24 protein-coding genes are annotated in these 26,781 nt (G+C 73.4%); 9 read left to right on the forward strand and 15 right to left on the reverse strand.

What is annotated here, in order from left to right; translation table 11 throughout:
- Positions 1-74: 74 nt before the first annotated feature.
- Complete coding sequence (locus GV126_RS09960; protein WP_159673494.1) at positions 75-905, forward strand: deoxyribonuclease IV; 831 nt, start codon at positions 75-77, stop codon at positions 903-905.
- 138 nt (positions 906-1,043) lie between these two features.
- Here GV126_RS09960 and GV126_RS09965 read toward each other — a convergent pair whose 3' ends face one another.
- Complete coding sequence (locus GV126_RS09965) at positions 1,044-1,700, reverse strand: sulfite oxidase-like oxidoreductase (protein WP_159664524.1); 657 nt, start codon at positions 1,698-1,700, stop codon at positions 1,044-1,046.
- Between the two features lie 146 nt (positions 1,701-1,846).
- Between GV126_RS09965 and bfr the strand changes: the two genes are divergently transcribed.
- A complete protein-coding gene (gene bfr / locus GV126_RS09970) occupies positions 1,847-2,365 on the forward strand; it encodes a bacterioferritin (protein ID WP_028422491.1) in 519 nt (172 codons plus the stop codon).
- Between the two features lie 30 nt (positions 2,366-2,395).
- Here bfr and GV126_RS09975 read toward each other — a convergent pair whose 3' ends face one another.
- Positions 2,396-2,656, reverse strand: coding sequence for a (2Fe-2S)-binding protein (locus GV126_RS09975; RefSeq protein ID WP_185947768.1), 261 nt, complete (start codon positions 2,654-2,656; stop codon positions 2,396-2,398).
- A 157-nt stretch (positions 2,657-2,813) separates the two neighbouring features.
- A complete protein-coding gene (locus tag GV126_RS09980; protein WP_159664528.1) occupies positions 2,814-4,166 on the reverse strand; it encodes a class II 3-deoxy-7-phosphoheptulonate synthase in 1,353 nt (450 codons plus the stop codon).
- 210 nt (positions 4,167-4,376) lie between these two features.
- On the opposite strand from GV126_RS09980, the gene GV126_RS09985 reads away from it, so the two are divergent.
- From GV126_RS09985 to GV126_RS09995, 3 genes are all read left to right on the forward strand, one after another.
- The gene (locus GV126_RS09985; RefSeq protein WP_159664530.1) at positions 4,377-7,229 is read left to right on the forward strand and encodes an N-acetylmuramoyl-L-alanine amidase; all 2,853 of its coding nucleotides are present in this window, start codon (positions 4,377-4,379) and stop codon (positions 7,227-7,229) included.
- Between the two features lie 100 nt (positions 7,230-7,329).
- Positions 7,330-7,386, forward strand: a complete 57-nt coding sequence (locus GV126_RS37450) for a trp operon leader peptide (protein ID WP_369123904.1) — start codon at positions 7,330-7,332, stop codon at positions 7,384-7,386.
- A gap of 101 nt (positions 7,387-7,487) precedes the next feature.
- Positions 7,488-9,398, forward strand: coding sequence for an anthranilate synthase family protein (locus GV126_RS09995; protein WP_159664534.1), 1,911 nt, complete (start codon positions 7,488-7,490; stop codon positions 9,396-9,398).
- Positions 9,399-9,415: 17 nt separating this feature from the next.
- Here GV126_RS09995 and GV126_RS10000 read toward each other — a convergent pair whose 3' ends face one another.
- The 4 genes from GV126_RS10000 to GV126_RS10015 all read right to left on the reverse strand — a co-directional run bounded on the left by GV126_RS10000 (position 9,416) and on the right by GV126_RS10015 (position 13,416).
- On the reverse strand, positions 9,416-10,444 hold the full coding sequence (locus GV126_RS10000) for a 6-phosphofructokinase (protein ID WP_159664536.1): 1,029 nt from the start codon (positions 10,442-10,444) through the stop codon (positions 9,416-9,418).
- A 153-nt stretch (positions 10,445-10,597) separates the two neighbouring features.
- Positions 10,598-11,284, reverse strand: coding sequence for a response regulator (locus GV126_RS10005; RefSeq protein ID WP_159664538.1), 687 nt, complete (start codon positions 11,282-11,284; stop codon positions 10,598-10,600).
- Complete coding sequence (gene macS / locus GV126_RS10010; RefSeq protein ID WP_159664540.1) at positions 11,281-12,489, reverse strand: MacS family sensor histidine kinase; 1,209 nt, start codon at positions 12,487-12,489, stop codon at positions 11,281-11,283. The genes GV126_RS10005 and macS overlap by 4 nt, the downstream gene beginning before the upstream one ends.
- Before the next feature lie 90 nt (positions 12,490-12,579).
- Entirely contained in the window at positions 12,580-13,416 is an 837-nt protein-coding gene (locus tag GV126_RS10015; protein ID WP_159673496.1) for a lysophospholipid acyltransferase family protein, read from the reverse strand.
- 247 nt (positions 13,417-13,663) lie between these two features.
- On the opposite strand from GV126_RS10015, the gene GV126_RS10020 reads away from it, so the two are divergent.
- The gene (locus GV126_RS10020) at positions 13,664-14,443 is read left to right on the forward strand and encodes an alpha/beta hydrolase (RefSeq protein WP_159664542.1); all 780 of its coding nucleotides are present in this window, start codon (positions 13,664-13,666) and stop codon (positions 14,441-14,443) included.
- A 310-nt stretch (positions 14,444-14,753) separates the two neighbouring features.
- Positions 14,754-15,290, forward strand: coding sequence for a hypothetical protein (locus GV126_RS10025; protein ID WP_159664544.1), 537 nt, complete (start codon positions 14,754-14,756; stop codon positions 15,288-15,290).
- Positions 15,291-15,652: 362 nt separating this feature from the next.
- Here GV126_RS10025 and GV126_RS10030 read toward each other — a convergent pair whose 3' ends face one another.
- The 6 genes from GV126_RS10030 to GV126_RS10055 form a co-directional block, all read right to left on the reverse strand.
- Positions 15,653-16,399, reverse strand: a complete 747-nt coding sequence (locus GV126_RS10030) for an endonuclease/exonuclease/phosphatase family protein (RefSeq protein ID WP_236569938.1) — start codon at positions 16,397-16,399, stop codon at positions 15,653-15,655.
- 183 nt (positions 16,400-16,582) lie between these two features.
- Entirely contained in the window at positions 16,583-17,536 is a 954-nt protein-coding gene (locus GV126_RS10035; RefSeq protein WP_159664548.1) for an ROK family glucokinase, read from the reverse strand.
- Between the two features lie 67 nt (positions 17,537-17,603).
- Complete coding sequence (locus GV126_RS10040; RefSeq protein ID WP_159664550.1) at positions 17,604-18,143, reverse strand: DUF5304 domain-containing protein; 540 nt, start codon at positions 18,141-18,143, stop codon at positions 17,604-17,606.
- Positions 18,144-18,252: 109 nt separating this feature from the next.
- Positions 18,253-19,434 (reverse strand): ArsA family ATPase, encoded by a 1,182-nt coding sequence (locus tag GV126_RS10045; protein WP_159664552.1) that lies wholly within the window; start codon positions 19,432-19,434, stop codon positions 18,253-18,255.
- Positions 19,431-19,874 (reverse strand): SRPBCC family protein, encoded by a 444-nt coding sequence (locus GV126_RS10050; protein WP_159664554.1) that lies wholly within the window; start codon positions 19,872-19,874, stop codon positions 19,431-19,433. Before GV126_RS10050 ends, GV126_RS10045 begins: the two co-directional genes overlap by 4 nt.
- Before the next feature lie 164 nt (positions 19,875-20,038).
- Positions 20,039-20,836 (reverse strand): metallophosphoesterase family protein, encoded by a 798-nt coding sequence (locus GV126_RS10055; protein ID WP_159664556.1) that lies wholly within the window; start codon positions 20,834-20,836, stop codon positions 20,039-20,041.
- 315 nt (positions 20,837-21,151) lie between these two features.
- Between GV126_RS10055 and GV126_RS10060 the strand changes: the two genes are divergently transcribed.
- Positions 21,152-22,948, forward strand: a complete 1,797-nt coding sequence (locus tag GV126_RS10060; RefSeq protein WP_159664558.1) for an AMP-dependent synthetase/ligase — start codon at positions 21,152-21,154, stop codon at positions 22,946-22,948.
- A gap of 65 nt (positions 22,949-23,013) precedes the next feature.
- Here the strand turns inward: GV126_RS10060 and GV126_RS10065 are convergent, their stop codons facing one another.
- Positions 23,014-24,156 carry a glycosyltransferase family 4 protein gene (locus GV126_RS10065; RefSeq protein ID WP_159664560.1) on the reverse strand — a complete coding sequence of 381 codons (1,143 nt, stop codon included), beginning with the start codon at positions 24,154-24,156 and terminating at the stop codon, positions 23,014-23,016.
- A 131-nt stretch (positions 24,157-24,287) separates the two neighbouring features.
- On the opposite strand from GV126_RS10065, the gene GV126_RS10070 reads away from it, so the two are divergent.
- Positions 24,288-25,544 (forward strand): glycosyltransferase 87 family protein, encoded by a 1,257-nt coding sequence (locus tag GV126_RS10070; protein ID WP_201299823.1) that lies wholly within the window; start codon positions 24,288-24,290, stop codon positions 25,542-25,544.
- Between the two features lie 22 nt (positions 25,545-25,566).
- Here GV126_RS10070 and GV126_RS10075 read toward each other — a convergent pair whose 3' ends face one another.
- Positions 25,567-26,757 carry a hypothetical protein gene (locus GV126_RS10075; RefSeq protein WP_159664562.1) on the reverse strand — a complete coding sequence of 397 codons (1,191 nt, stop codon included), beginning with the start codon at positions 26,755-26,757 and terminating at the stop codon, positions 25,567-25,569.
- Positions 26,758-26,781: the final 24 nt, after the last annotated feature.

The raw sequence follows: 26,781 nt of genomic DNA on the forward strand, positions 1-26,781 counted from the left end.
CTCCGGCCCCGTCCTCCCCGGCGCGGTCCTCCGCCGTTCCGCCCGGCCCGTCCCGCAACCCGGTCGGCAGCCATGTGCCCGTCGCCGGCGGGCTGCACTCCACGGGCCTCGCCTACGCCCGGGACCTGGGGGCGGAGAGCGTGCAGGTCTTCGTCGCCAATCCGCGCGGCTGGGCCACACCCGCCGGGAACCCGCGGCAGGACGAGGCGTTCCGTGCCGCCTGCGCCGAGGCGTCGATCCCGGCGTACGTCCACGCCCCCTACCTGATCAACTTCGGCTCGCACACCGAGGCGACCGTCGAGCGGTCGGTGGCGTCGTTGCGGCACTCGCTGCGCCGCGGCCGGGAGATCGGCGCGCTGGGCGTGGTGGTGCACACCGGCAGCGCGACCGGCGGGCGGGAGCGGTCGGTGGCGCTGCGGCAGGTACGGGAGCACCTGCTGCCGCTGCTGGAGGAGCTGGCCCACGACGACGACCCGTACCTGCTGCTGGAGTCGACCGCCGGGCAGGGCGCCTCGCTGTGCTCGCGCACCTGGGACTTCGGGCCGTACTTCGAGGCGCTGGACGCCCACCCGAAGCTGGGCGTGTGCCTGGACACCTGCCACGTGTTCGCCGCCGGGCACGACGTGACCGGGCCGCACGGCATGCACCAGACGCTGGACCTGCTGGTGGAGACGGTCGGCCCCGGCCGGCTGAAGCTGATCCACGCCAACGATTCCAAGGATGTGGCGGGCGCCCACAAGGACCGCCACGAGAACATCGGCGCGGGCCACATAGGCGAGGAACCGTTCCGCGCGCTGATGACCCACCCGGCCACCGAGGGCGTGCCTCTGATCATCGAGACGCCCGGGGGCAAGGAGGGGCACGCGGCCGACGTGGAACGCCTGAAGAAACTCAGGGACGGCTGACCGCCCGGGCCGGTCAGGCTACCGGTGCGGGCCGGGGGCCGGTCAGGGCTCTTGGTGCGGGCCGAGGGCAGGTCCAGGCTCCCGATGCGGGCCGGAGGCCGGCCCGGCTCCCGGTGCGGGCCGGGAGCCCGGCCGCTGTCACAGCTCCGGGCCCTCCCCGGGTTGCTCCTGGTAGGAGTAGCGCTGTTCCTTCCAGGGGTCGCCGATGTTGTGGTAGCCGCGTTCCTCCCAGAAACCGCGGCGGTCGGCGGTCATGTACTCCACGCCCCGGACCCACTTGGGGCCCTTCCAGGCGTAGAGGTGGGGGACGACCAGGCGCAGCGGGAAGCCGTGCTCGGCGGTGAGCAGTTCGCCGTCCTTGTGGGTGGCGAACAAGGTGGTCTCGGCGGTGAAGTCCGACAGGCGCAGGTTGGAGCTGAAGCCGTACTCGGCCCAGACCATCACGTGGGTGACGTCCGGGGCGGGCGGGGCGATGTCCAGGACGGTGCGGGCCGGGATGCCGCCCCACTCGGCGCCGAGCATGCTGTACTTCGTCACGCAGTGCAGGTCGGCCACCACGGTGGTGTAGGGCAGGGCCGTGAACTCCTCGTGCGTCCAGCAGTGCTTCTCGCCGTCGGCGGTGGCGCCGAACACCCGGAAGTCCCAGCGCTCGGGACGGAACTTCGGCACGGGCCCGTAGTGCGTGACCGGCCAGCCCCGCTGCAGCCGCTGTCCCGGCGGGAGCTCCGGTTGTGCCGCTCCCCGCGACGCTGCTTCCGGCGCCCCTCCTGATCCTCGTTCCACCGGCTGACCCATGACTCCATCCTGACAGACCGGACGGGGTGCACAGGACCAGGTCCGGGACAAATGGGGCATTCCATACTAAGCGTGAACTTACTGGACGGTTGTGGACACCGGTGACATCATGCGGGCCCAGACCAGTCCGGAAGGAGTGCACCGCGATGCAGGGCGACCCCGAGGTCATCGAGCTGCTCAACGAGCAGCTGACCGCCGAGCTCACCGCGATCAACCAGTACTTCCTGCACGCCAAGCTGCAGGACCACAAGGGGTGGACGAAGCTCGCCAAGTACACCCGGGACGAGTCGTTCGACGAGATGCGGCATGCGGAGCTGCTGACCGACCGCATCCTGCTGCTGGACGGCCTGCCCAACTACCAGCGGCTCTTCCACGTGCAGGTCGGGCAGACGGTCACCGAGATGTTCCGGGCCGACCGGCAGATCGAGGTCGAGGCCATCGACCGGCTGCGCCGGGGCGTCGACATCATGCGCGACAAGGGCGACATCACGTCGGCGAACATCTTCGAGGCGATCCTCGCCGACGAGGAGCACCACATCGACTACCTGGACACGCAGCTGGAACTGGTGGACAAGCTGGGCGAGGCGCTCTACCTGTCGACGCTCATCGAGCAGAAGCAGCCGGATCCGTCGGGCCCGGGCACCCACGGCTTCTCCACGCCCTGACCGGCCCTGGGGCCTTGCGGACACGCACTCCTAGGCGGCGTCGCCGAGCTCCCCCGGGCGCGGGGCGGAGGGACGGGCGGGCAGCTGCGCGAGCGCGGGGGCGCCCCGGTCGATCAGTTCCCGGCGCGGGCAGGCGCCACGGCCGAGGAGGGCCTGGATGCGGCGGACGCACCCGCCGCAGTCGGTGCCGGCCTTGCAGGCCGAGGCGATCTGGCGGGGCGTGCAGGCGCCGTTCTCCGCGTGCTGCTTGACCTGCTGCTCGGTGATGCCGAAGCAACTGCAGACATACACGCGGCTCACCTCCCGCCGGGATCGGTTCAGTGGTGCCATCCCGACTTCTTCTCGGTGAGGCAAACCTAACCTTACCCGGCTGCCAGGGCCGGCAAAAGCGGGTGGGGCGCGGACCGTATGTGATCCGCGCCCCACTCAGTCGTTCACGCCGTGGCCGTCACTGGTCGCGGTACATCTCCGCGACGAGGAACGCCAGGTCCAGGGACTGGCTGCGGTTCAGCCGCGGGTCGCAGGCCGTCTCGTAGCGCTGGTGCAGGTCGTCGACGAAGATCTCGTCTCCGCCGCCCACGCACTCGGTGACGTCGTCACCGGTCAGCTCCACGTGGATGCCGCCCGGGTGGGTGCCCAGCGCCTTGTGCACCTCGAAGAAGCCCTTGACCTCGTCGAGCACGTCGTCGAAGCGGCGGGTCTTGTGCCCGGAGGCCGCCTCGAAGGTGTTGCCGTGCATCGGGTCGGTCACCCAGGCCACGGTCGCCCCGGAGGCGGTGACCTTCTCCACCAGCTCGGGCAGCTTGTCGCGGACCTTGTCGGCACCCATGCGCACGATGAAGGTCAGCCGGCCGGGCTCGCGGTCGGGGTCGAGGCGCTCGATGTACTGCAGCGCCTCCTCGGCCGTCGTGGTCGGGCCGAGCTTGATGCCGATCGGGTTGCGGATCTTCGAGGCGAACTCGATGTGCGCGTGGTCCAGCTGCCGGGTGCGCTCGCCGATCCACACCATGTGCGCCGAGACGTCGTACAGCTGCCCGGTGCGCGAGTCGACGCGGGTGAGCGCGGACTCGTAGTCGAGCAGCAGCGCCTCGTGCGAGGAGTAGAACTCGACGGTCTTGAACTCCTCGGGGTCCGCGCCGCAGGCCCGCATGAAGTTCAGCGCGTTGTCGATCTCGCGGGCGAGCTGCTCGTAGCGCTGGCCGGACGGGGAGGACTTCACGAAGTCCTGGTTCCAGGCGTGCACCTGGCGCAGGTCGGCGTAGCCGCCGGTGGTGAAGGCGCGCACCAGGTTCAGCGTGGACGCCGAGGCGTGGTACATCCGCTTCAGGCGCTCGGGGTCCGGGACGCGGGCCTCTTCGGTGAACTCGAAGCCGTTGACGGAGTCGCCGCGGTAGGTCGGCAGCGTCACGCCGTCGCGGGTCTCCATGGGCTTGGAGCGCGGCTTGGAGTACTGGCCGGCGATCCGGCCGACCTTGACCACCGGCACCGAGGCGGCGTACGTCAGCACGGCGCCCATCTGCAGCAGCGTCTTGAGCTTGTTGCGGATGTGGTCGGCGGACACCGCGTCGAACGCCTCGGCGCAGTCGCCGCCCTGGAGGAGGAACGCCTCTCCCCTGGCGACGGCCGCCATCCGGGCGCGCAGCTGGTCGCACTCGCCCGCGAAGACGAGCGGCGGATACGACTCGAGGTCCGCGATCACTGCGCGCAGAGCCTCGGGGTCGGGGTAGTCGGGCTGCTGCGCCGCGGGCAGGTTGCGCCAGGTGTTGCCAGCGCTCGCGCTGGTCTTAGCGTTCACGGTCACACCCTCAACCTTACGGGGTCGCCCCCAAGGTTTTTCGTCCGGTTCGACAGATGAGACGACGGTCGGCCATCGCCCCTGCGGCCCCACTGGTAACGTCTCGCACTCTTTCAACGCTGGAACGCTTGTATGTGATCTCCGGGTCCTGGACCGCAGAGAGACCGGACATGCAGACCATTTGGGCATGAACATGACAAAAATAGGGGTGGGGACGTGAGCGCGGGCCATCGAAGAGACCGCAAGAAGAAGAGGCTGCTCGTCTACGGGGTGGCCTCCGCCATGGCCGTCGCCGCGACGGCCGGCACGCTGGCCCTGGCCACGCCGGACCTGTTCGGCACCCAGGACGCACAGGCCGCCGGGGCCCCGGGGACCCGGCTGCAGAGCGACTTCGCCGAGGCGGCCAAGGAGTTCCACGTCCCGCAGAGCGTGCTCATGGCGGTGGCGTACCGGCAGACGCGCTGGGAGGACCACGACGGCCTGCCGAGCACCACGGGCGCGTACAACGTCATGGGCCTGACGGACGTGGACGCCACGGACCTCGACGGCCACGACAGCGCCGCCGACCAGCGCGAGCTGCAGCTGTCGCACATGAACCTCAGCGGTGACCCGGCCGTCGAGAAGCACTTCGACGCCCAGCGGGCGCTCAAGAGCCTGCGCAAGCAGCCGGTCGACACCGGCGACCCGCGGCTGCACACCCTGGACAAGGCGGCCGATCTGATCGACGCCTCGCCCGAGAAGGTGCAGAGCGACGCCAAGCAGAGCATCCGGGCCGGCGCCGCGCTGCTCGCGCAGTACCAGAAGGAGGCCGCCGGCTCGCTGCCGGACGACCCGGGCGCCTGGTACCCGGCCGTGGCCCGCGCCGGCCAGTCCCCGGACCGCAAGGGCGCGGAGCTGTTCGCCAAGCGCGTGTTCGAGTCGATCACGACGGGCGAGAGCCGCATCACCACCGACGGCCAGACCGTCACGCTGCCCGCCGACCCGACGGTGCGGCCGAAGCACACCTCCGACCTCCAGCTGGCCGCGGCCGCCACGGACACCGCCCCGGCTCCCGACTGCCCCACCGGCCTGAACTGCGACTTCCGCCCGGCCGCGTACAAGCAGAACAGCTCGACCGACAACACCGACTTCGGCAACTACGGTGTCGCCAACCGGCCCACGACCGGTCACGAGATCCGCTACATCGTGATCCACGACACCGAGGGCGGCTACGCCGGTTCGCTGGCGTCCTTCCAGAACTCCAACACCTACGCCAGCGCCCACTACCTGATCCGTGCCTCCGACGGTCTGGTCACGCAGGTGGTCCAGAACAAGGACGAGGCGTGGCACGCGGCCAACAAGAGCATGAACATGCACTCGATCGGCATCGAGCACGAGGGCTACGCGATCAAGGACGGCAGCTGGTACACCGAGCCGCAGTACGAGTCCTCGGCCGCGCTCGTGAAGTACCTGGCGGCCAAGTACGACATCCCGCTGGACCGTGAGCACATCATCGGCCACGACGAGGTGCCGGGCGTCCTGGACGCCAACGTCAAGTCCCAGCACTGGGACCCGGGCCCGTTCTGGGACTGGAACCACTACATGCAGCTGCTGGGCGCCCCGACCGGGGCCGGCGGCGCCGGCGGCCTGTACAAGGCCGGACAGGTGATACGCGTCGTCCCGCCGTTCACCACGGCGAACCAGCCGAAGATCACCAACAACGGCGCGTCCGTGCCCACCCAGCCGGCCGACTTCGTCTACCTGTACACCTCGCCGTCCACCGGCTCCGCCCCGATCACCGATCCGTACCTGGGCAGCGTGAGCACGACCGAGGGCTGGAACTGGGGCAACAAGGCCGTGGCCGGCGGCGAGTACGTCGTCGCCGAGGCACGCGGTGACTGGACCGCCATCTGGTACGGCGGCCAGAAGGCCTGGTTCTACAACAAGGGCGGCCAGTTCGCCGCCGCCGTCGGCACGCAGGACGTGGTCGTGCCCAAGGCGGGGTCCGGCCCGATCGCCGTGTACGGGCGCACCTACCCCGAGGACGCCGCGTACGCCGGCACCGGGGTGGGCGTCCAGACCTCCAACAACGCCTCGCTGACCAAGTACGGCTTCGCCGCCGGGCAGCAGTACCCGCTGGCCGGGCCCGCCGGCTCGCCGGTGAACGGCTCGTACTACAACAGCGGCGCCTTCGACGGCTCCGGCACCGGTTCGCGCACGGTGGTCGTCGGCAGCAACACCTTCTACCCGATCCGCTACAACCACCGGATCGCCTGGGTGCGCGCCTCCGACGTCGACGTGGTCAAGAGCACCGCGCCCGACCCGGGCACCGACCGGTACAACATCCTCGGCCGGGACTCCTCGGGCGTGCTGTGGCAGTACCAGGGCAGCGGCAGCGCCTCCGCGCCGTTCCTGACCCGTTACCGGGTGGGCAGCGGCTGGAACACGTACGACATCGTGACCTCGCTGACCGCCCTGCGCGCGGACGGCACCGGTGACATGGTGGCCCGCGACAAGGACGGCGTGCTCTGGTACTACAAGGGCAGCGGCAACCCGTCCGCGCCCTTCCGCGCGCGCACCAAGGTCGGCGGCGGCTGGAACATGTTCGACACCTTCACCGGCGCCCGCGCCCTCACCGGGGACGGCAAGGCGGACCTGGTCGCCCGTGACAAGAGCGGCGTGCTCTGGCTCTACAAGGGCACCGGCACCACGTCCGCCCCGTTCGCGACCCGCACCCAGATCGGCGGCGGCTGGAACATGTTCAACGCCCTGGCCGACACCGGGGACCTCACCGGGGACGGCAAGGCGGACCTGGTCGCCCGTGACAAGAGCGGTGTGCTCTGGCTCTACAAGGGCACCGGCAGCGCCTCCGCGCCGTTCGCGACCCGCACCCGGATCGGCGGCGGCTGGAACACCTACACCGTGCTGCGCGGCCCGAGCGACCTGAACCGCGACGGGCGGCCGGATCTGGTGGCCCGCGACTCGAGCGGCGTGCTGTGGTTCTACAAGGGCACCGGCAGCGCCTCCGCCCCGTTCGCGACCCGCACCCAGATCGGCAGCGGCTGGAACATGTTCAACATGATCGTCTGACGCCGGCCCCCCGGACCGCCGCATGCGCCCGCGGCGCCGCGCCCGCCCGCACTCCGGGGCGGGCCGCGGCGCCGCGGGCGCATGCGTTAGAGTGCTTCCCATGTACGTGCCGACGCACCAGAACTGGTGGTGGACCGCTCATCCGGCGGCCCACTGACTGCGCGTACGCTCGACTTCGCGAAGGCCGCCCGAGGGGCGGCCTTCGGCGTGTACGGCACCCGGGTCGTTCCTCCCCGACATCGACGCAAAAGAGGAACCGTGGACCTGGCACAGCTGCTGCACGACCCCCGTCCCTTCGCCCTGCTCCGGCGCCGCACCCCCGGGCACGACCACGATGTGGTCGAGCTGCTCGTCGGCCCGGTGCGCACCCACGAACGCCTGGCCGACCTGCCCGAGGAGTGCCTGGCGCTGGTGCCCTTCCGCCAGATCCGCGAGCGCGGCTTCGACGTCCGGGACGACGGCACCCCGCTGACGGCGCTGGTCCCCGAGGAGCGGCACGTGATCCCGCTGCGGGAGGCGCTGGCGCAGCTGCCCGCGCACGATGTGCGGGTCACGGGCGGCGGCTTCGACGTCGGCGACGAGGAGTACGCGCGGATCGTGGAGCGGGTGCTGCGTGAGGAGATCGGCGCGGGCGAGGGCGCGAACTTCGTGATCCGGCGGACGTACGAGGGCGAGATCCCCGGCTTCGCGCGGGCGGACGCCCTGGCGCTGTTCCGGCGACTGCTGGAGGGCGAGCGCGGCGCGTACTGGACGTTCGTCGTGCACACCGGAGAGCAGGACGGGCCCGAAGGGCCTTCCTCGCACGGGCGGGGGCACGGGACGGGCGGGCGCACCCTGGTGGGGGCCAGCCCGGAGGTGCACGTGCGCATGTCCGGCGGCACGGTGGTCATGAACCCGATCAGCGGCACCTACCGCTACCCCGCCGAGGGACCGACGCCGGAGCACCTGCTGGAGTTCCTCGCCGACGGCAAGGAGATCGAGGAGCTGTCGATGGTCGTCGACGAGGAACTGAAGATGATGTGCACCGTCGGCGACATGGGCGGGGTCGTCGTCGGGCCGCGGCTGAAGGAGATGGCGCACCTCGCGCACACCGAGTACGAGCTGCGCGGGCGGTCGTCCCTGGACGTGCGGGAGGTGCTGCGGCAGACCATGTTCGCCGCGACCGTCACCGGCTCGCCCGTGCAGAACGCCTGCCGGGTCATCGAACGGTACGAGTCCGGCGGGCGCGGCTACTACGCGGGCGCCCTCGCGCTGCTGGGCCGCGACAGCGGCGGGGCGCAGACCCTGGACTCCCCCATCCTCATCCGCACCGCGGACATCGACGCGGCCGGGCGCCTGAGGGTCGCGGTGGGGGCCACCCTGGTGCGCGGCTCGGATCCGGCGAGCGAGGTCGCGGAGACCCACGCGAAGGCGGCGGGCGTGCTGGCGGCGCTGGGCGTCCGCCCCGCCCGGCCGCGCGGCAAGCGGGATGTGCCCCGGCTCGCGGACGACCCGCGGGTGCGGGCCGCGCTGGACGGGCGCCGGGCGTCGCTCGCGCCGTTCTGGCTGCGGATGCAGGAGCGCACCGGCGCCCTCGCGGGGCACGCGCTGGTGGTCGACGCCGAGGACACTTTCACGGCGATGCTGGCGCACGTGCTGCGCTCGGCCGGCCTGGAGGTGACCGTGAGGCGCTACGACGAGCCGGGACTGCGCGGGGCCGTCCTCGCGCACGAGGGACCGGTCGTGCTCGGCCCCGGCCCGGGCGACCCCTCGGACCTGGCCGACCCCAAGATGCGCCTCCTGCGGGAGCTGGCCGCCCAGCTGATCCGGGAGCACCGGCACGGCGTGCTCGGGGTGTGCCTGGGGCACGAGCTGATCGCGGCCGAGCTGGGCCTGGAGATCGTCCGCAAGGACGTGCCGTACCAGGGGGCGCAGACGCAGATCGACCTGTTCGGGCGGGCGGAGACCGTCGGCTTCTACAACAGCTTCGTGGCCCGCTGCGACGAGGAGGCGGCCGGGGAACTGGCTGCGCACGGCATCGAGGTGAGCCGGGCGGCGAACGGCGAGGTGCACGCGCTGCGCGGGCCGGGCTTCGCCGGGGTGCAGTTCCACCCGGAGTCGGTGCTGAGTCTGAACGGGGCCGCGGTCGTGCGGGAGATGATCGGGCAGCTCGACCGCACGACCGTGTAGCCGTCCGGGGCCGGGCGTCAGCCGAAGAAGACCCCGACCTCCTCGTACAGCTTCGGGTCGACCGTCTTCAGCTTGGCGGTGGCCTCGGCGATGGGCACGCGCACGATGTCGGTGCCGCGCAGGGCGACCATCTTTCCGAAGTCGCCGTCGTGCACGCAGTCGATGGCGTGCAGCCCGAACCGGGTGGCCAGCCAGCGGTCGAAGGCGCTGGGCGTGCCGCCGCGCTGGATGTGCCCCAGCACGGTGGTCCGCGCCTCCTTGCCGGTGCGCTTCTCGATCTCCTTGGCCAGCCACTCGCCGACCCCGGAGAGCCGCACGTGCCCGAAGGAGTCCGTGGAGCCGTCCTTGAGGATCATCTCGCCGTCCTTGGGCATGGCGCCCTCGGCGACGACCACGATCGGGGCGTACGACGCCTTGAAGCGGGAGGTGATCCAGGCGCACACCTGGTCGAGGTCGAAGCGCTGCTCGGGGATGAGGATGACGTTGGCGCCGCCGGCGAGCCCGGAGTGCAGGGCGATCCAGCCGGCGTGCCGGCCCATCACCTCGCACACCAGCACCCGCATGTGCGACTCGGCGGTGGTGTGCAGGCGGTCGATGGCCTCGGTGGCGATGGAGACCGCCGTGTCGAAGCCGAAGGTGTAGTCGGTGGCCGACAGGTCGTTGTCGATGGTCTTGGGCACGCCGACGCAGGGCACGCCGTACTCGCCGCTGAGCCGGGCGGCGACGCCGAGGGTGTCCTCGCCGCCGATCGCGATGAGCGCCTCGACCTCCTGCTTGGCGAGGGTGTCCTTGATGCGCCGGATGCCGTCCTCCTGCTTGAGGGGGTTGGTGCGCGAGGAGCCGAGGATGGTGCCGCCGCGGGGCAGGATGCCGCGCACGGCGGGGATGTCGAGGCGGACGGTGTCGTTCTCCAGGGGCCCCCGCCAGCCGTCCCGGAAGCCGACGAAGTCGTAGCCGTACTCCTGCACGCCCTTGCGGACGACGCCCCGGATGACGGCGTTGAGCCCGGGGCAGTCGCCGCCTCCGGTCAGTACTCCGACCCGCATGGAAATGTCCCTTCGCCGCGGTTGCCTGATGAGGCCACGCTAAAGGTGACGCACGTCACTCCGGGACGGTCGGGACAGTCAATTCCGGTGAAATGTCCGGTAGTTGATCTCGGCAAATCCACTCGAAAGAGTGGCGGCGCGGGGGACGCGGGTTTACTCGCCGTCGAGTCCGCGTTCGATGGCGTACCGGACCAGCTCCACCCGGTTGTGCAGCTGGAGCTTGCCGAGGGTGTTCTGCACGTGGTTCTGCACCGTGCGGTGGGAGATCACCAGGCGCTCGGCGATCTGCTTGTAGCTCAGCCCCTTGGCGACCAGGCGCAGCACCTCGGTCTCGCGCTCGGTGAGGCGGGGCGCCCTCGGCGCGTCGGCGGCGGCGCCCGCGCCGGGGGCGGCGGGCTCGGCGGCCAGCCGCCGGTACTCGCCCAGCACCAGGCCGGCCAGGCCCGGCGTGAACACCGGGTCGCCGACGGCGGTGCGGCGCACCGCCTCCAGCAGCTCCTGCGTGGACGCCGACTTCAGCAGATAGCCCGTCGCGCCGGACTTCACCGCCTCCAGCACATCGGCGTGCTCACCGCTCGCCGACAGCACCAGCACCCGCAACGCCGGGTTGTGCGCGAGAAGTTCCTTGCAGACCTGCACCCCGGGCTTGGCGGGCAGGTTCAGGTCGAGGACCAGCACGTCGGGCGCGGCCGCCTTGGCGCGGCGCACCGCCTGCTCGCCGTCGCCCGCGGTGGCGACCACGTCGAAGCCGGACTCGGTCAGGTCCCGGGCGACCGCGTCGCGCCACATGGGATGGTCGTCCACCACCATGACCTTGATCGGGTCCTGCTGCTCGCTCATCGACGTTCCGCCTTCACGCTCTTCGGTACCTTCAGTTCCACCTCGGTGCCCTGGCCGGGCACGGAGATCAGCTCGGCGCTGCCGCCGAGGTCGCGCAGCCGGCCCCGGATCGACTGCGACACCCCCAGCCGGCCCTCGCCCTCGGCCTGGGCGAGCCGGCCCTCCGGGATGCCGGGCCCGTCGTCCCGGACGGTCACCAGGACCTGCTCCGGTTCGTCCTCGACCAGGATCCACGCCCGCGCGCCCTCGCCCGCGTGCCGGCGGACGTTGTCCAGGGCCGCGCCCCCGGCGGCGGCCACCCCCCGTGCGACGGCGGGCGGCAGCGGCCCCGGGGCACCCGGTGCGGCGAGGCTGACCCGGGATCCGGCGTACGGGGCGAGCAGCGCGCGCGGGTCCACCGGCCCGCCGTCGCTCCCCTCGCCCTCCGTCTCCTCCCCGTCCTCGACGGCGCGCACCACCGCGCCCTTCGAGGCGTCCTCGCAGACCCGGGAGACCGGCAGCAGCCCGCCCGAGACCAGGGTGCGCAGCGCCACCTCCTGCTCCCCGGCCAGCCGGCCCAGCTCCGCCGCCTCCCCGCCGATGACCGCGCCGCGCCGCTGCACCATGGCCAGCACCTGCAGCGCGCTGTCGTGGATGTCGCGGGCCAGCCGCTCCCGTTCGCGGGTCGCCGCCTCGATCTCCAGGGCACGCGCGAGGGTGCGCTCGGAGGCGCGGGCGACCTCGACGACGTAGCCGATCGCGATGGAGGCGACCCACACCAGGATCACGTTGTGCACCGTGTCGCGGGCCGGGGTGCCCCGCTCGACGAGGTTGGCGGCGGCGACCGCGGTGGACGCCACGGCAGCCCAGCGCCAGCCGCCCCGGACCGCGAAGGCGAGGACGGAACCGGCGGTCCATATCGACGGCAGCGTCGGGCCGCCCGCCGCGATCCGCTCGTGGGTGTCGGCGAGGGGGGTGAGCAGGATGCCGGTGACCGCCAGCGCGAGGTCGGCGGCGAGGAGGCCCTTGGTGCAGCTCGCGGCGCCCGCGACCCTGGGCAGCGTGGCCAGGGTCCACACGCACAGCACGCCGTAGTAGGCGACGGCGATCCAGGGGCGCGGGAAGCGGTCGTAGGCGGTGGCGAACAGGCCGACCGCGTAGAACATGGTCAGCACGCGGTATCCGGCGAGCGCACGCCACATCGGCTGCTCGACCGACATCCTCATGACACGCTCGCGCCTCTGTCCCCCTGCCCCGTGTCCCCCTGTCCGCGGGCCGCCGCGGTCCTGCCTGCTCCGCCGCGGTGGGCCCGGTCGCTACTGCCCGCGCGCGTCCCGCTCGGGCCGGTCCTGTCCCGGACGGTCCTGCTCGGGACGGTCCTGTCCCGGACGGTCGCTTTCCGCCGGCTTCCCGGCCTGCGCGAGCGCCGCCTGCTCCGCCTTCTTCGCCTTCGCCGCCTTCTCCGCTTCCTTCTCGGCCTTGGCGGCCTCCGCGATCTGCCGCTTGGCGGCGGTGGCGTAGATGTCGACGTACTCCTGGCCCGACAGCTTCATGATCTCGTACATGACCTCGTCGGTCACCGCGCGCAGCACGAAGCGGTCGTGCTCCATGCCCTGGTAGCGGCGGAAGTCCAGCGGCTTGCCGATCCGGATGCCCGGGCGCATCAGCTTGGGCACGACCTTCCCGGGCGGCTGGATCTTCTCCGTGTCGATCATGGCGACCGGGATGACGGGCGCCCCCGTGGCCAGCGCCACCCGGGCCAGCCCGCCGGGCTTGCCGCGGTAGAGCCGCCCGTCGGGCGAGCGGGTGCCCTCCGGGTAGATGCCGAACAGCTCGCCGCGCTCCAGCACCTCGATGCCGCTGCGCACCGCCGCCTCGCCCGCGCCGCGCGCGCCGGAGCGGTCCACGGGCAGCTGGCCGACGCCCTTGAAGAACGCGGCGGTCAGCCGCCCCTTCACCCCGGGCGTGGTGAAGTACTCGGCCTTCGCGATGAACGTGACCTTGCGGTCGAGCACCGCGGGCAGGAAGAACGAGTCCGAGAACGACAGGTGATTGCTCGCCAGGATCGCGGGGCCCTCGGCCGGAACGTTCTCCAGGCCCTCCACCCACGGCCGGAAGGCGACCTTCAGCGGTCCCCCGAGGGCGACCTTCATCGCGCCGTACAACAACCGAGTGCCTCCTGTGTGTGTCGATCAGACCATAACCCGCGACGCCGCGGAAGGCGCCCGACGGCCCTGGTCGGTGTCAGTGCCGTCGCGTACGGTGAAGTACCCGCGGTCGACGGCCACCCGCCGTCGGCGGCACCGCCCCGCCCCGCCGCACCGGCCGCGCGCACCCGGCCGGCCGCCGGGGCACCCCTGTCATCGTCGTGCCGAGCCACCTCACGAACAGGAGACCGACGTGCCGGTCCTGCCCGGAGCCGAGCCGTTCCGCCACGAGGGCGGGGAGGTCGGCGTCCTCCTCTGCCACGGCTTCACCGGTTGCCCCCAGTCGCTGCGCCCCTGGGCCGGGTATCTCGCCGAGCGCGGCCTGACGGTCTCGCTCCCGCTGCTGCCCGGACACGGGACGCGGTGGCAGGACATGCAGGTCACCGGCTGGCAGGACTGGTACGCCGAAGTGGACCGCGAACTGCGCCTGCTGCGCGAGCGGTGCGCGCACGTCTTCGTGGCCGGGCTGTCCATGGGCGGCGCCCTGGCGCTGCGCCTGGCGGCCAAACACGGTGACGCCGTCACCGGGGTGGTGGTCGTCAACCCGGCGAACAAGGTGCACGGGCTGTCCGCGTACGCCCTGCCCGTGGCCCGGCACGTGGTGCGCACCACCAAGGGAATCGCCAGCGACATCGCCAAGGAGGGCGCCGCGGAGCTGGGCTACGACCGGGTGCCGCTGCACGCCGCCCACTCGCTGCGGACCTTCTTCCGCCTGGTCGACGGCGAGCTGCCGCAGGTCACGCAGCCGTTGCTGCTGCTGCGCAGCCCGCAGGACCATGTGGTGCCGCCGGCCGACTCGGCCCGGATCCTCAGCCGCGTCTCCTCCGTGGACGTCACCGAGATCCTGCTGGAACACAGCTACCACGTGGCGACGTTGGACCACGACGCGGACCGGATCTTCGAGGAGAGCCTCGGCTTCATCGGCCGGCTCGCACCCAGCGTCGGCAAGGAAGGGACGGCCGCAGGTGGCTGAGCACGACCGCGACCGCGAGGCCGCAGACGACCTCCAGGGCGGTGGAGACCCCGGGAGCCTGGCGGACGCCGGGACGACCGGGGGCCGTGAGGTGCGAGACGGCGGTACGGCCGCCGGGGGCGGCGAGAGCGTCGGCGCGGCGACGCCGGCGGAGCCCGCTGCCGAGGCCGACGGCTCCACTCCGGCGGGTGAGGCCGCAGGGACCGGTGGGACCGGTGGGCCTGCCCCGGCGGAGGCCGCCGGGTCCGCCGGGCCGGACGCGACGGGTGCCGCAAGTACGGCGGGTGCGGCGGGCGCCGAGCGACTTCCCATGGACGAGGAGGCCGCCTGGGCCGCCATCGTCGCCGGATACGGGGAGGAGCCGCCCGATCCGCCCGGCGCACGGCCGTTCCGGCCGATCGAGAACCTGGCGCTGCCCGATCCGCCGGACGCGGACGACGAGCGCTCCGGGCGGGAGCAGCCGGAGGCGGACCGGCCGGCCCCGGCCACGCCGCTGGGCAGCTCGGTCTCCTTCGCCCCCGGGATCGGACCGGCCGGCGCGGGACCGCGGGACTACACGCTGCCAGAGCCCTCCGACGACGACTTCGGCGAGGACGACGAGGGCCACTTCGTGCCGCCCGAGCCGCCCCCGCTGCCGGAGGCCGACGCCACCGCCAAGTTCGCCTGGCTGGGCGTCGTCGGCGGTCCCGTGCTGCTCCTGGTGGCCGTCCTGCTCGGCTGGGACATGACCTGGTGGCTGACCACCTTGTGCGTCGGCGGCTTCCTCGGCGGTGTCGCGACGCTGGTGGCCCGCATGAACCCGGGCGACGACGAGGACGACGACCCGGGGCGCGGCGCGGTGGTATGAGGGGCGGCGCGGGGACGCCGGCCGCTGCCCGGCCGACACCGGCATCGCAGGCGCCGACCGCCGACCGCGGGCCGGGACGCCCGCCCTCGTACTCGTCCGGGCGACCACCACGCACGCATCCGTGTGGCCGCCCCGGTGACCGGCGGCCCCGCGCCCCGCGCCCCCGGGCCGCACACCGGGCACCCCAGCTCAGCGGGCACCCGCCCCGGGACCGCCCCAGGCGCGGCCGCGTCGCCGCTCCGGCGACGGCGGACCCGCGTGCCGCGTGGCCGGACGCGCGCGGCGCACCAGGCGCAACAGGGCACCCGCCCAAGGCCGGAGTGGCGCCCGGGGCCGCCCCGGCCCTCGGGGGTCCGTGGCCGTCACGCCCCCGCGGGGATCCTGAAGGCGCCGAGCACCGGAAGGTGGTCCGTGGCTTCCATCAGGTCGAGCCGGGTCACGCCGGGCAGGTCCACCGGCACCCCGCAGCCGAGCACCTCGATGCCGCGGGTGGCGAAGATCGCGTCGATGCGCCGGTGCGGTTCACGGGAGGACCAGGTGTGCTCGGCGCCCCGCGGAGCGGTCGCCCAGCCGTCCTGGAGCGCGTCGGCCAGGCGCGTGAAGGCCGGGCCCTCCGGCCCCTCGTTGATGTCGCCGCCCGCGATCGCGTGGTCCACCCCCATCCCGGCCAGCCGGTCCAGCAGCATGCCGCTCTGCTCGTACCGCTCGTCCTTGTCGAGCGAGAGGTGGCAGCCGAGGACGCCGAGCCGGGCGCCCCCGAACCGGACGACCGCCGTGGCGAAACCCCTGCGGTGCAGCCCGGGGGTGAGCGGCAGGAGCACGTCCTCGGTCCGCTCGACGGTGGCGCGCAGCGAGCACAGCACGGCCGGGCCCGCGGCCGTCGCGCCCCCGGTGAGGACCACCAGGTCGGCGGCGCGCGCCAGCCGCGCCAGCTTCTTGCGCCAGCGGAAGAACCGGGGCGCCTCCTGCAGGAGGACGAGGTCGGGCGCGCAGGCACCGATCACCCGGGCCAGGGCGGCGGTGTCGTCCTTCAGCGACCGGACGTTGTAGGACAGGACGCGGACGACGGCGGAACCGTCGGGCTCGGTGCGGGAGTTGGGCAGCTGCATGACGATCAACATACGCCCGCCGCGCCCGCGCGCCCGCACGGGCACCACCAGCCGGATCGACCGCGCCCACCGGCCGGTACGACAGCGCCCCACCGGCCGCTGCAACGGTGCCCACCGGCCGGTACGACGGCGCCCACCGGCCCGGACGGAAGGGACGGTGGGCGCTTCGCACGCAGGCGTGCGTCACATGATCGGGTCGGGCTCCCGGGCCAGGTCCGCGGCGCCGACCAGGCCGGCCTTGTTGCCGAGCTGGGCGGCGATCACGTCGGCCACCGGACGCCAGTTGCCGCCGACCAGCCAGCGCTTGTAGGACTTGCGGATCGGCTCCAGGACCAGCTCGCCCTCGTCGGACGGGCCGCCGCCGACGATGAACGCCGACGGGTCGAACAGGGAGGCCAGGTCGGCCAGACCCGCGCCGGCCCAGCGGGCCAGCTCGCGGTAGGAGTCGATGGCGACCTTGTCGCCCTGGCGGGCGGCCATCGAGATGTGCTTGCCCTCGATGCCGTCCGGCGTGCCGTCGCCGAGGGCCAGCAGGATCTGGGCGTTCTCCGGGGTGGCGTTGGCGCGCTGCTTGGCGTAGCGCACGAGGGCGCGGCCGGAGGCGTACTGCTCCCAGCAGCCCTGCGAGCCGCAGCCGCACAGCAGGCCGTCGGGCACCATGCGGATGTGGCCGAACTCGGCGGCCACGCCGAAGTGGCCGCGGCGCAGCTTGTTGCCGATGATGATGCCGCCGCCGAGGCCGGTGCCCAGCGTGATGCAGATGACGTTGCGGTGGCCCTTGCCGGCTCCGAACTTGTACTCGCCCCAGGCGGCGGCGTTCGCGTCGTTCTCCACCACGACCGGCAGGCCGACGCGCGCCTCGACCTTCTCCTTGAGCGGCTCGTTGCGCCAGTCGATGTTGGGCGCGAAGTAGACGGTGGAGCGCTGCCGGTTGACGTATCCGGCGGCGCCGATGCCCACGCCGACGATCTCGTGCCCCGCACGCGCGCCCTCCACCGCCGAGGCGATGGCGTCCACGATGGCCTCGGGTGTGGTGGGGGTCGGCACCTTGAAGGTCGAGAGGATGTTGCCTTCCTCGTCGACCACGCCGGCCGCGATCTTCGTGCCGCCGATGTCGACGCCGATGGTGAGTCCCATGAATCCCTCAGTTTCGGTCGAGCCCCGCTACGGCCAACCGTACCCGAGGCCCTGCCGCCCGAGGGCTTCAGTCCAGGTCGATGCGTTCGCCGCCGCCGGTGCCCTCGCCGCCGTCACGGCGGCCGGGTCGCTCGTCGAGGTCCTTCAGGTCGTCGGCGAGGTCCTCGCCGCCGTTCGTCCAGCGGCGTTCCTGGGCGGTGACGGCCGAGCGGTAGGCGGCGAGCAGCTCGCTGCCGGCCGCCGCGAGGTGGTCGAAGACGTCCGGGTTGCGCTCTATGACCGGTTCCACGGCCGCCTTCGCCTGCTGCACGACCTGCCGCACCACCTGCTGGGCGGCGGGTCCGGCGACCGCTCCGAGCAGCGGCGCCTGCAGCGAGGACAGCTTGTCGGCGACCGCGTCCACGAACTTGCGCAGTTCCTCGGCGGCCGACCCCGGGGGCGGGCCGTACTGGGTGCGGCGCCGGGCCTTCTCGGCGGCGAGGTCCTCGGCGCAGGCCGCGGCCCAGGCGTCGGCCTCGACGGCGCCGGGTGCCGCCTCGCCGGCGGTCCGGCCCTGAGCGGTGTCGTCCCGCGCGGCGTCGTCGGACGGTGGGCGCTCTTCGCTCATGACGGACTCCTGACTGCGGTTCGTCCCATCGACGTTACCCGAACGGCCACCGCCGGTTCATCCCTCGCAGGCCAGGCGCGCGGGACGCCGCGCGGGCGCGCCGGGCGGCTCACCTCTCGCGCGGCCACAGCGCCGGGTCCGGCGTGAAGCGGATCCGCAGCTCCTCCTCGCGCAGCGCCGCCCCGGCCACCGTGCACCGACGCAGCGCCGACGGCAGCGGGACGATCCTGCGGTACGGGCCCGCCGTCAGCACCAGCTCGTCACCGCGCCGGAGCAGGTCCAGCTCGTCGCGGACGGCGCCGGGCAGCGGGATGTGCCACACCAGCACCCCGTCCTCGGCGATCCGGTCGCGCACGGGCCACTCGACCGGGTCGGGCTCCGGGTGGACGCCGGGCACGCCCAGGGCGGCCAGGTCGTCCCGGCCCCGCGGATCCCGCCCCAGGTGGGCGGCGCGGTGCACCGTGTACGTCTCCGCCCACTCGTCCAGCGTCTTGCGCTGCTGGGCGAGCGGTCCGGCCAGCCAGGAGTCCGCGGCCGCCTCCGGCAGCACCCGCCCGGCCACCACGGACTCCACCGGCAGGGCGCGCACCGCGGCGCCGAGCGCGGCGCTGCGCACGGCGTCCGCGCCGGCCGGGCCCGGCTCGGCGACCAGGCGCACGGCGGTGCCGCGGTCGGCGATCACCGCCTCCACGGCGGCCAGCTCGGTGTCCCAGCGCGCCGCCGTCTCGTACAGCCATTCGGCCGGCATCGGCACGCCCGCGAGGCGGCCGAGCACCGGGCGCGGGGCACGCGCCGCCTGCCGCTCCGGCGGGAGCAGGCGGCGCAGGTAGCGGCGCAGCTCCGCGGGGAGCGCGAGCAGGGCCAGGGCCTGCGGGACGGGCGGCAGGGCGACGACCAGCAGCCCGAACCGCTCCGAGAGCGCGGCGTCGCGCAGCGCCCGCAGCAGCGCCAGCTCCTCCGCGCCCGGCAGCGGGGTGACCTCCTCGGCGTCCAGGCGGGAGGCTCCCAGCAGGTCCAGGACGTTCGCGGCCCGCTCCTGGAAGGCGGCGAGGTCCGCCCGGAACCCGGCCGCCGCGTCGGGGCGCCAGGCCGTCAGGTTCTCCTCGACCGGCACCGGCTCCGCTGAGGTGGGCACGCCGAGCGCCGCGCCGAGGGTGTCGGCGCGGTCGCCGCTGAGGACGAGGGTGGGGACGCCGTCGCGGGCGGCGGCGAGTGCGGTGGCCGCGGAGACGGTGGTACGGCCACCGCCGCCGGGGCCCGTGATCAGGAGGGTGCGCGCCGGCCGGGTCATCGAGCGGCCGATTCCACCCGCTTCTTCAGGCCCGCCAGGGCCCGGTCGATGATGACCTTCTCCGCCTTGCGCTTGATCATGCCCAGCATGGGGATCTTGACGTCCACCGTGAGCCGGTAGGTGACCTCCGTCGCGCCGGCGCCCACCGGCTCGAGCAGGTAGGAGCCGTCGAGGGAGCGCAGCATCTGGGACTTGACCAGGGTCCAGGAGACCTCGTTGTCGCCGCTCCAGGTGTAGGCCAGGGTCTGGTCGTCCTTGATGGCGCCCGCGTCCATGACCAGGCGGACCTGTTCGGCGCGGCCCTGGTCGTCGGTCTTGAGGACCTCGGCCTCCTTGACCTCGCCGGTCCAGTCGGGATAGCGGGCGAAGTCGGCGATCACCCCCATGACGTCGGCCGGTGCCGCCTCGATGGTGATGCTCGAGCTGGTGTGTTCCGCCATCGCCGTGGCTCCTCCAGATGCGGGCCGCAAGTCGGGTCTGTGTGCGCACGTGCGTGCAGCGTGAAGGCTACCGCGCAGGGGGGCGGCGGACTCCACCCCCACCTGCGGACATGGCGGACAGGGGCGGGTCGGCGAAGGCCCGCGCCCCTGCCGTCACCCCGCCGTCACCACTGAAGGACCCAAGGGGTGCCCGTGCGCGCGAAATGGCCGACGTTGACGCACTCGGTGGCGCCGATGCGCATGCGGCGCACCAGGGGCTGGGGGACGTGGCCGAAGAGGGCGTAGCGGGGGCGGGGGCGGCGGATGGCGTCGAGCAGGGCGCGGCTGCCCCGTTCGAAGCGGCGGGCGACGGTGTCGTAGAGCAGTTCGGGCACGTCCGGGGGGATGTGGGTGCACAGCACGTCGACCTCGCCGACGGCCTCGACCTTCGCGGCGTACTCCTCGTCGCTGATCTCGAAGGGGGTCCGCATGGGGGTGCGCAGGCCGCCGCCGACGAAGCCGAAGACGCGGCCGGCGATCTCCACGCGCCGGCCGTCGAGGACGGTGACGCCCTCGTGGGCGTACTCCTTCCACAGGGGCGGCATGTCGACGTTGCCGTAGGTGGCGTAGGTCGGGGTGGGGAAGGCGGCGAAGAGTTCCGCGTACTGCCGGCGGACCGCCTGTTCGATCACGGCGGTCCGGTCGCCGTCGATGCCCGCCCACAGGCGGGCGCCCCGTTCGCGGGCCTCCTCGAAGCGGCGGGCGGGGCGCAGGGCGACGAGCCGGTCGGCGTTCTCGGTGCCGAAGAGCTCGGGGAAGATGCCGCGGGAGTGGTCGGCGTAGTCCAGGAAGAGGATGAGGTCGCCCAGGCAGATCAAGGCGTCGGCGCCGTCGCCGGCCCGGGCCAGGTCGCGGGCGTTGCCGTGCACGTCGCTGACCACGTGCACACGTGTTCTGCGGTCCCCGGACGGTGGGCGTGTCATGACGATCAAGCGTAGGCCGGGCGTGGCACTTGTGAACAGTGGCGGACGACGGTCCGGTTACTCGCCAGTCGTTCCGGCTCTCGACTACTGTGCGCACAGGACCATTCCACGTGTGACGCAGCGAACATCTCGCCGGGACCCCCTGTCGAAGAGGCCATACCGGCGGGTAACCTCCGGGCAGTCCAGTCGTGCTCTGGATTTCAACCATCGGGCCCGTAACGGCTCCTGGCGAACCCGGGCACCCGACCGAGCCTTGGACCGCACCGTCGCATCACACATCGTCGTGGCGCCGGCGCCCTATGAGGAGCAGCAGTCTTGCGCGAGTTCAGCCTTCCGGCCTTGTACGAGGTCCCCACGGACGGGAACCTGACCGACATCGTCCGCAGAAACGCCGCGCAGCATCCCGACGTCGCCGTCATCGCCCGCAAAGCGGGGGGTGCCTGGCGGGACGTCAGCGCCCGGGACTTCCTCGCCGAGGTCCAGGCCGCGGCCAAGGGGCTGATCGCGGCGGGTGTGCAGCCCGGCGACCGGGTGGGGCTGATGTCCCGCACCCGCTACGAGTGGACGCTGCTGGACTTCGCGATCTGGAGCGCGGGCGGGGTCACCGTGCCGGTGTACGAGACCAGCTCGCCGGAGCAGGTGCGGTGGATCCTCGGTGACTCGGGCGCCACCGCGTGCGTCGTGGAGACGGACGCCCATGCCGCGGTCGTCGAGTCGGTGCGCGAGGCACTGCCCGCGCTCAAGCACGTGTGGCAGATCGACGGCGGCGCGGTCGAGGAGCTGGGCCGTCTCGGGCAGGGCGTCGCCGACGCCACGGTGGAGGAGCGCGGCTCGCTGGCGAAGGCAGACGACCCGGCGACCATCGTGTACACCAGCGGCACGACCGGCCGCCCCAAGGGGTGCGTGCTCACCCACCGCAGCTTCTTCGCCGAGTGCGGCAACGTGGTGGAGCGGTTGCGTCCGCTCTTCCGCACCGGGGAGTGCTCGGTGCTGCTGTTCCTGCCGCTCGCGCACGTCTTCGGGCGGCTGGTGCAGATCGCGCCGATGATGGCCCCGATCAAGCTGGGCTGCGTCCCGGACATCAAGAACCTCACCGACGAGCTGGCCGCGTTCCGCCCGACGCTGATACTGGGCGTCCCGCGCGTGTTCGAGAAGGTGTACAACGCGGCGCGCGCCAAGGCCCAGGCGGACGGCAAGGGGAAGATCTTCGACAAGGCCGCCGACACGGCGATCGCCTACAGCAAGGCCCTGGACAGCTCCTCGGGCCCCTCGCTGGGCCTGAAGCTGAAGCACAAGGTGTTCGACAAGCTGGTCTACAGCAAGCTGCGCGCGGTGCTCGGCGGGCGCGGTGAGTACGCCATCTCCGGGGGCGCCCCGCTCGGCGAGCGGCTCGGGCACTTCTTCCGCGGCATCGGCTTCACCGTGCTGGAGGGCTACGGCCTGACCGAGTCCTGTGCAGCGACGGCGTTCAACCCCTGGGACCGGCAGAAGATCGGCACGGTCGGGCAGCCGCTGCCCGGCTCGGTCGTCCGGATCGCGGACGACGGCGAGGTGCTGCTGCACGGTGAGCACCTGTTCAAGGAGTACTGGAACAATCCGGCCGCCACCGCCGAGGCGCTGGCCGACGGCTGGTTCCACACCGGGGACATCGGCACCCTCGACGAGGACGGGTATCTGCGGATCACCGGCCGCAAGAAGGAACTCATCGTCACCGCGGGCGGCAAGAACGTCGCCCCGGCCGTGATCGAGGACCGCATCCGCGCCCACGCGCTGGTCGCCGAGTGCATGGTGGTGGGCGACGGGCGGCCGTTCGTGGGCGCGCTGATCACCCTGGACGAGGAGTTCCTCGGCCGCTGGGCCGCCGAGCACGGCAAGCCCGCCGGCTCCACCGCGGCCTCGCTGCGCGACGACCCGGACCTGAACGCGGCGATCCAGGCGGCCGTGGACGACGGCAACGCGGCGGTGTCCAAGGCGGAGTCGGTACGCAAGTTCCGCATCCTGGGCACCCAGTTCACGGAGGAATCCGGCCACCTCACCCCGTCGCTGAAGCTCAAGCGGAACGTGGTCGCCCAGGACTTCGCCGACGAGATCGAGGCCCTGTACGCCAAGTAGGCCCCCGTCCCCGCCCCCGTACGCCGGTCAGGTCCGGGGGCGGGGGCGCCAGGGCTCGGGAGCTGCTAGAGCAGGTCCTTCAGCCGCTCGGCCAGCAGGTCCCAGCGCCACTTCTCCTCCACCCACCGGCGGCCGCGCTCGCCCATGCGGCGGCGCAGCGCGGCGTCCTGGAGGAGGGTGACGATGCGGTCGGCGGCCTGCTCGGGGCTGGTGCCGCGCACCACCCAGCCGGTCTCGCCGTCGAGCACCGCGTCGGGTGCGCCCCCGGAGTCCCCGGCGACGACCGGCAGCCCGGTCGCGGAGGCCTCCAGGTAGACGATGCCCAGCCCCTCGACGTCGAGCCCGCCGCGCCGGGTGCGGCACGGCATGGCGAAGACGTCGCCGGCGCCGTAGTGCGCGGGCAGCTCCGCCCAGGGCACCGCGCCGGTGAAGCGCACGGAGGCGGCCACACCGGTCTCCCGGGCGAGCCGGCGCAGGTCCTTCTCGTACGGCCCGCCGCCGACGATCAGCAGCACGGTGTCCGGCTCGGCGGCCAGGATGCGGGGCAGGGCCCGGATCAGGGTGTCCTGCCCCTTGCGCTTGACCAGCCGGGAGACGCACACGACCACGGGGCGGTCGGTGAGCCCGAGCCGGGCGCGCACCTCGTCGCCGCCCGAGCCCGGGTGGAAGGTCTTCTCGTCCACCCCGGGCGGCAGCTGCACCATGCGGGCCGCGGCGCGCTCGGTGAGCGCGCCGGCGATCCGGGAGCGGGTGTACTCGCCGAGGTAGGTCAGCGTGTCCGTGGACTCCCCGATGCGCCGCAGCAACTGCCGGGCGGCGGGCAGCTGCGCCCAGCCGGCCTCGTGCCCGTGCGTGGTGGCCACCAGCCGCTCGGCGCCCGCCCGGCGCAGCGCCGGGGCCATCAGCCCGAGCGGCGCCGCCGCGCCGAACCACACCGACGTGCACCCGTGCTCACGCAGCAGGGCGGTGGCGCGCCGGGTGGCGTCCGGCGTCGGCAGCAACATCGTGGTGCGGTCGCGGACGACGGTGAAGGGCTGCTCCGCGTCGAACGCGGCCGTCGCCTCGGCGCCCTGACGGCCGCGCTTCCACGTGGAGGCGTAGACGACCAGCCGCTCGGGGTCCAGGCGCAGCGCCATGTTGTGCAGGAACGCCTGGATGCCGCCGGGGCGGGGCGGGAAGTCGTTGGTGACGATGAGGGTCCTGTGCATCGCCGCCGACCCTACCCAATGGGCCGGCGGGTCCCTGAGTGGCCGTACTTCCATGGCCCGGGCCCGGGCGTCCGGGAGAGCATGGGCGTGGCGGCGGCAGGCGGCACGGCACAGGGACAGGGGACCCACAGGTGGACGACACGGGCGATGGGACGGGCACGGGGCGGCGGCGCGTGGCCGGGCTGCTGGCGGCCTGGGCGGCGACGCGGGCGGTGGTGCTGCTGTGCGTGCTGCGGGTGCTCGTGCTGCCCGGCCCGGACGTCACCGGCGACGTGTCGGTGATCTACCGGGGCTGGTACGAGGTGCTGCGCCGGGGCTCCTTCCCGCTCGGTGACGTGACCTGGCAGTACCCGCCCGGCGCGGCGCTGGCGGTTCTCTCCCCCGCCGCGTTGCCGTTCCTCGACTACGCCACGGCCTTCTGGGTCCTGGCGCTGCTGGCCGACCTGGTGGTGCTGTGCCTGCTGCTGTACGGCGGGCGGGCCGCGGGGCGGGCGCCGCGCGGCGCCTGGGTGTGGACGGTGGGCGCGGCCGCGCTGGGGCCGACGTTGTACGCCCGCTACGACGTGATGGTGACCGCGGTGGCCGTGGCGGCGCTGCTCGCGGGCGTGCGGCGGCCGCGTGCGCTGGGCGTGCTGGCGGGCTGCGGGGCGCTGCTGAAGGGCTGGCCGGTGCTGCTGCTCGCGGGCGCGCGGGGCACGGCCGGGCGGCGCGCCTGGGGCGCGGCGGCGCTGACCGGCGCGGCGGGGGGGCTGCTGTGCGCCCCGGCCCTGCCGGGGGCGCTGTCCTTCCTGACCGCCCAGCGCGGCCGGGGCACGGAGGTGGAGTCCGTGGGCGCGCTGGTCTTCCACGTGGCCCGGCACGCCGGCTGGGACGGCCGGGTGCTGCTGCGCTACGGGTCGATGGAGTTCACCGGCCCGTACGTCGGCGCGGTCAGCTCGGCGGCGACGGCCCTGACCGGGGCCGCGTTCGTCTGGCTGCTGGCCTGGCGGCTGCGGGCACGTAGGTGCGGGCCGCACACGCTCGCGGACGCGGCGTTCACGGCGGTGCTGCTGTGCACGGTCACCAGCCGGGTGATCAGCCCGCAGTACCTGGTGTGGCTGGTCGGGCTGGGCGCCGTCTGCCTGTGCTTCTCCGGCAGCGGGATGCGGCTGCCGGTGCTGATGGTGCTGGCGGCGGCGGGCGTGACGGTGCTGGAGTTCCCGGTGTACTTCGCCGACGTCGTCGCGAGCGACGGGCTCGGGGTGGGGCTGCTGGTGGTGCGCAACGGCCTGCTGGTGGCGGCCTGCGCGGTGGCCTGCCGCACGCTGTGGCGTGCCACGGTCCCGCCGGTGCCGGCGGTGTCCCTGCCCAGCCAGGCCTCCCGCAGCCGGGCGAACTCGCCCTCCTGACAACCGCCGGGGACCGGGTGTCTCAGCCCAGGTGGCCCCGCAGATACTGCCGCCACTGCGCGGTGAACCGCTCCAGGGTGGTGCCCAGGACCGTGTGCAGCGCGTCCTCGACGGCGCCGGCGCGCCGGTCGTGGGCGCCGACGGCGCGGTAGAAGGCGTCGAGCCGGTGCTCGCCCCAGCGGTCGGCGATCATCCGGCAGGCCATCCAGCCGCCCTCGTAGGCGCGGGCGAGGCGGGTGGCGTCACCGGCGAAGGCGAAGTCCCGGTCGGCGGGCAGGGCGGCCGGCACGTTCCCCGCCGAGACGGCCTGGGCGAGTTCGGGCGCGGCCTGCTCGGGGGTGCGTCCGGAGGTGCGGTAGCCGACCCAGTCGGCGTAGCCCTCGGACAGCCACAGCGGGGTGGCGGCGTCGGTGTGGGCGCGGGTGGCGACGTGGGTGGTCTCGTGGGTGAGGACGACCTGTTTGCCGAGCGGCCCGAGCATGCCGTACGCGTCGGGGTTGACGATGATCCGGTCGGCGGGGGCCCGGCCGGTGCCTCCCGCCTCACCGGTGGTGACGGCGGCGATGCCACGGGAGTTGGCGGCGGGCGAGCCGAGCAGGGCGGCCATGTCCTGCCGCGAGCGGGGGACGAGGACGACGACGCGGCGGCTCCAGTCGGTGCCCCAGGCGGCGGACACCGCGGGCACCGCGCGGTCGGCGAGGTCGGCGTAGCCGCGCAGCGCGGCGGCGGTGTGGCCGACGCCGAGGACGATGCCGGCCCGTCCGTGCACCACCGTCACCGCGCCCTGGTCCCAGGGCTGCTGGGCGGACCGGGACGCGGGCCGGTCGGCGGTGACGTACCAGCCGCCGGCGGCGGTGGTGGCCAGGGTGAGGGTGCGGGCGGCGGTGACGGGCGCGCTGTCGTAGCCGGTCAGGCGGTAGCGCAGTTCGGCGTCGGCGGTGGCCGCCCGGCCGGTGCGGCGCACGGCGGTCACCCGGTAGGACAGGGCCGTGAACGGCACGGACCTCAGGTTCGCGTACGGCGCGCGGGTGCCGGTGGCGGCGTAGGCCGCCGGGTCGTGGTGCAGGACGGCCGCCGCCCTGCGGTCCAGCACCTGCTGCACCCGCTGCCGCGCGGTGTCGGCCGCGGACGGCCCGCCGCACGCCGACAGTGACGCCAGCAGCAGGCACACCGCCACCGCCGTGCGCCTCGTCCCACGCCTTCGACCAGCCACTTCCCGATCGTACGGCGGGCGCGG

This window comes from Streptomyces mexicanus (genome assembly GCF_902506575.1).
In the GTDB taxonomy this organism is placed as follows: Bacteria; Actinomycetota; Actinomycetes; order Streptomycetales; family Streptomycetaceae; genus Streptomyces; species Streptomyces mexicanus.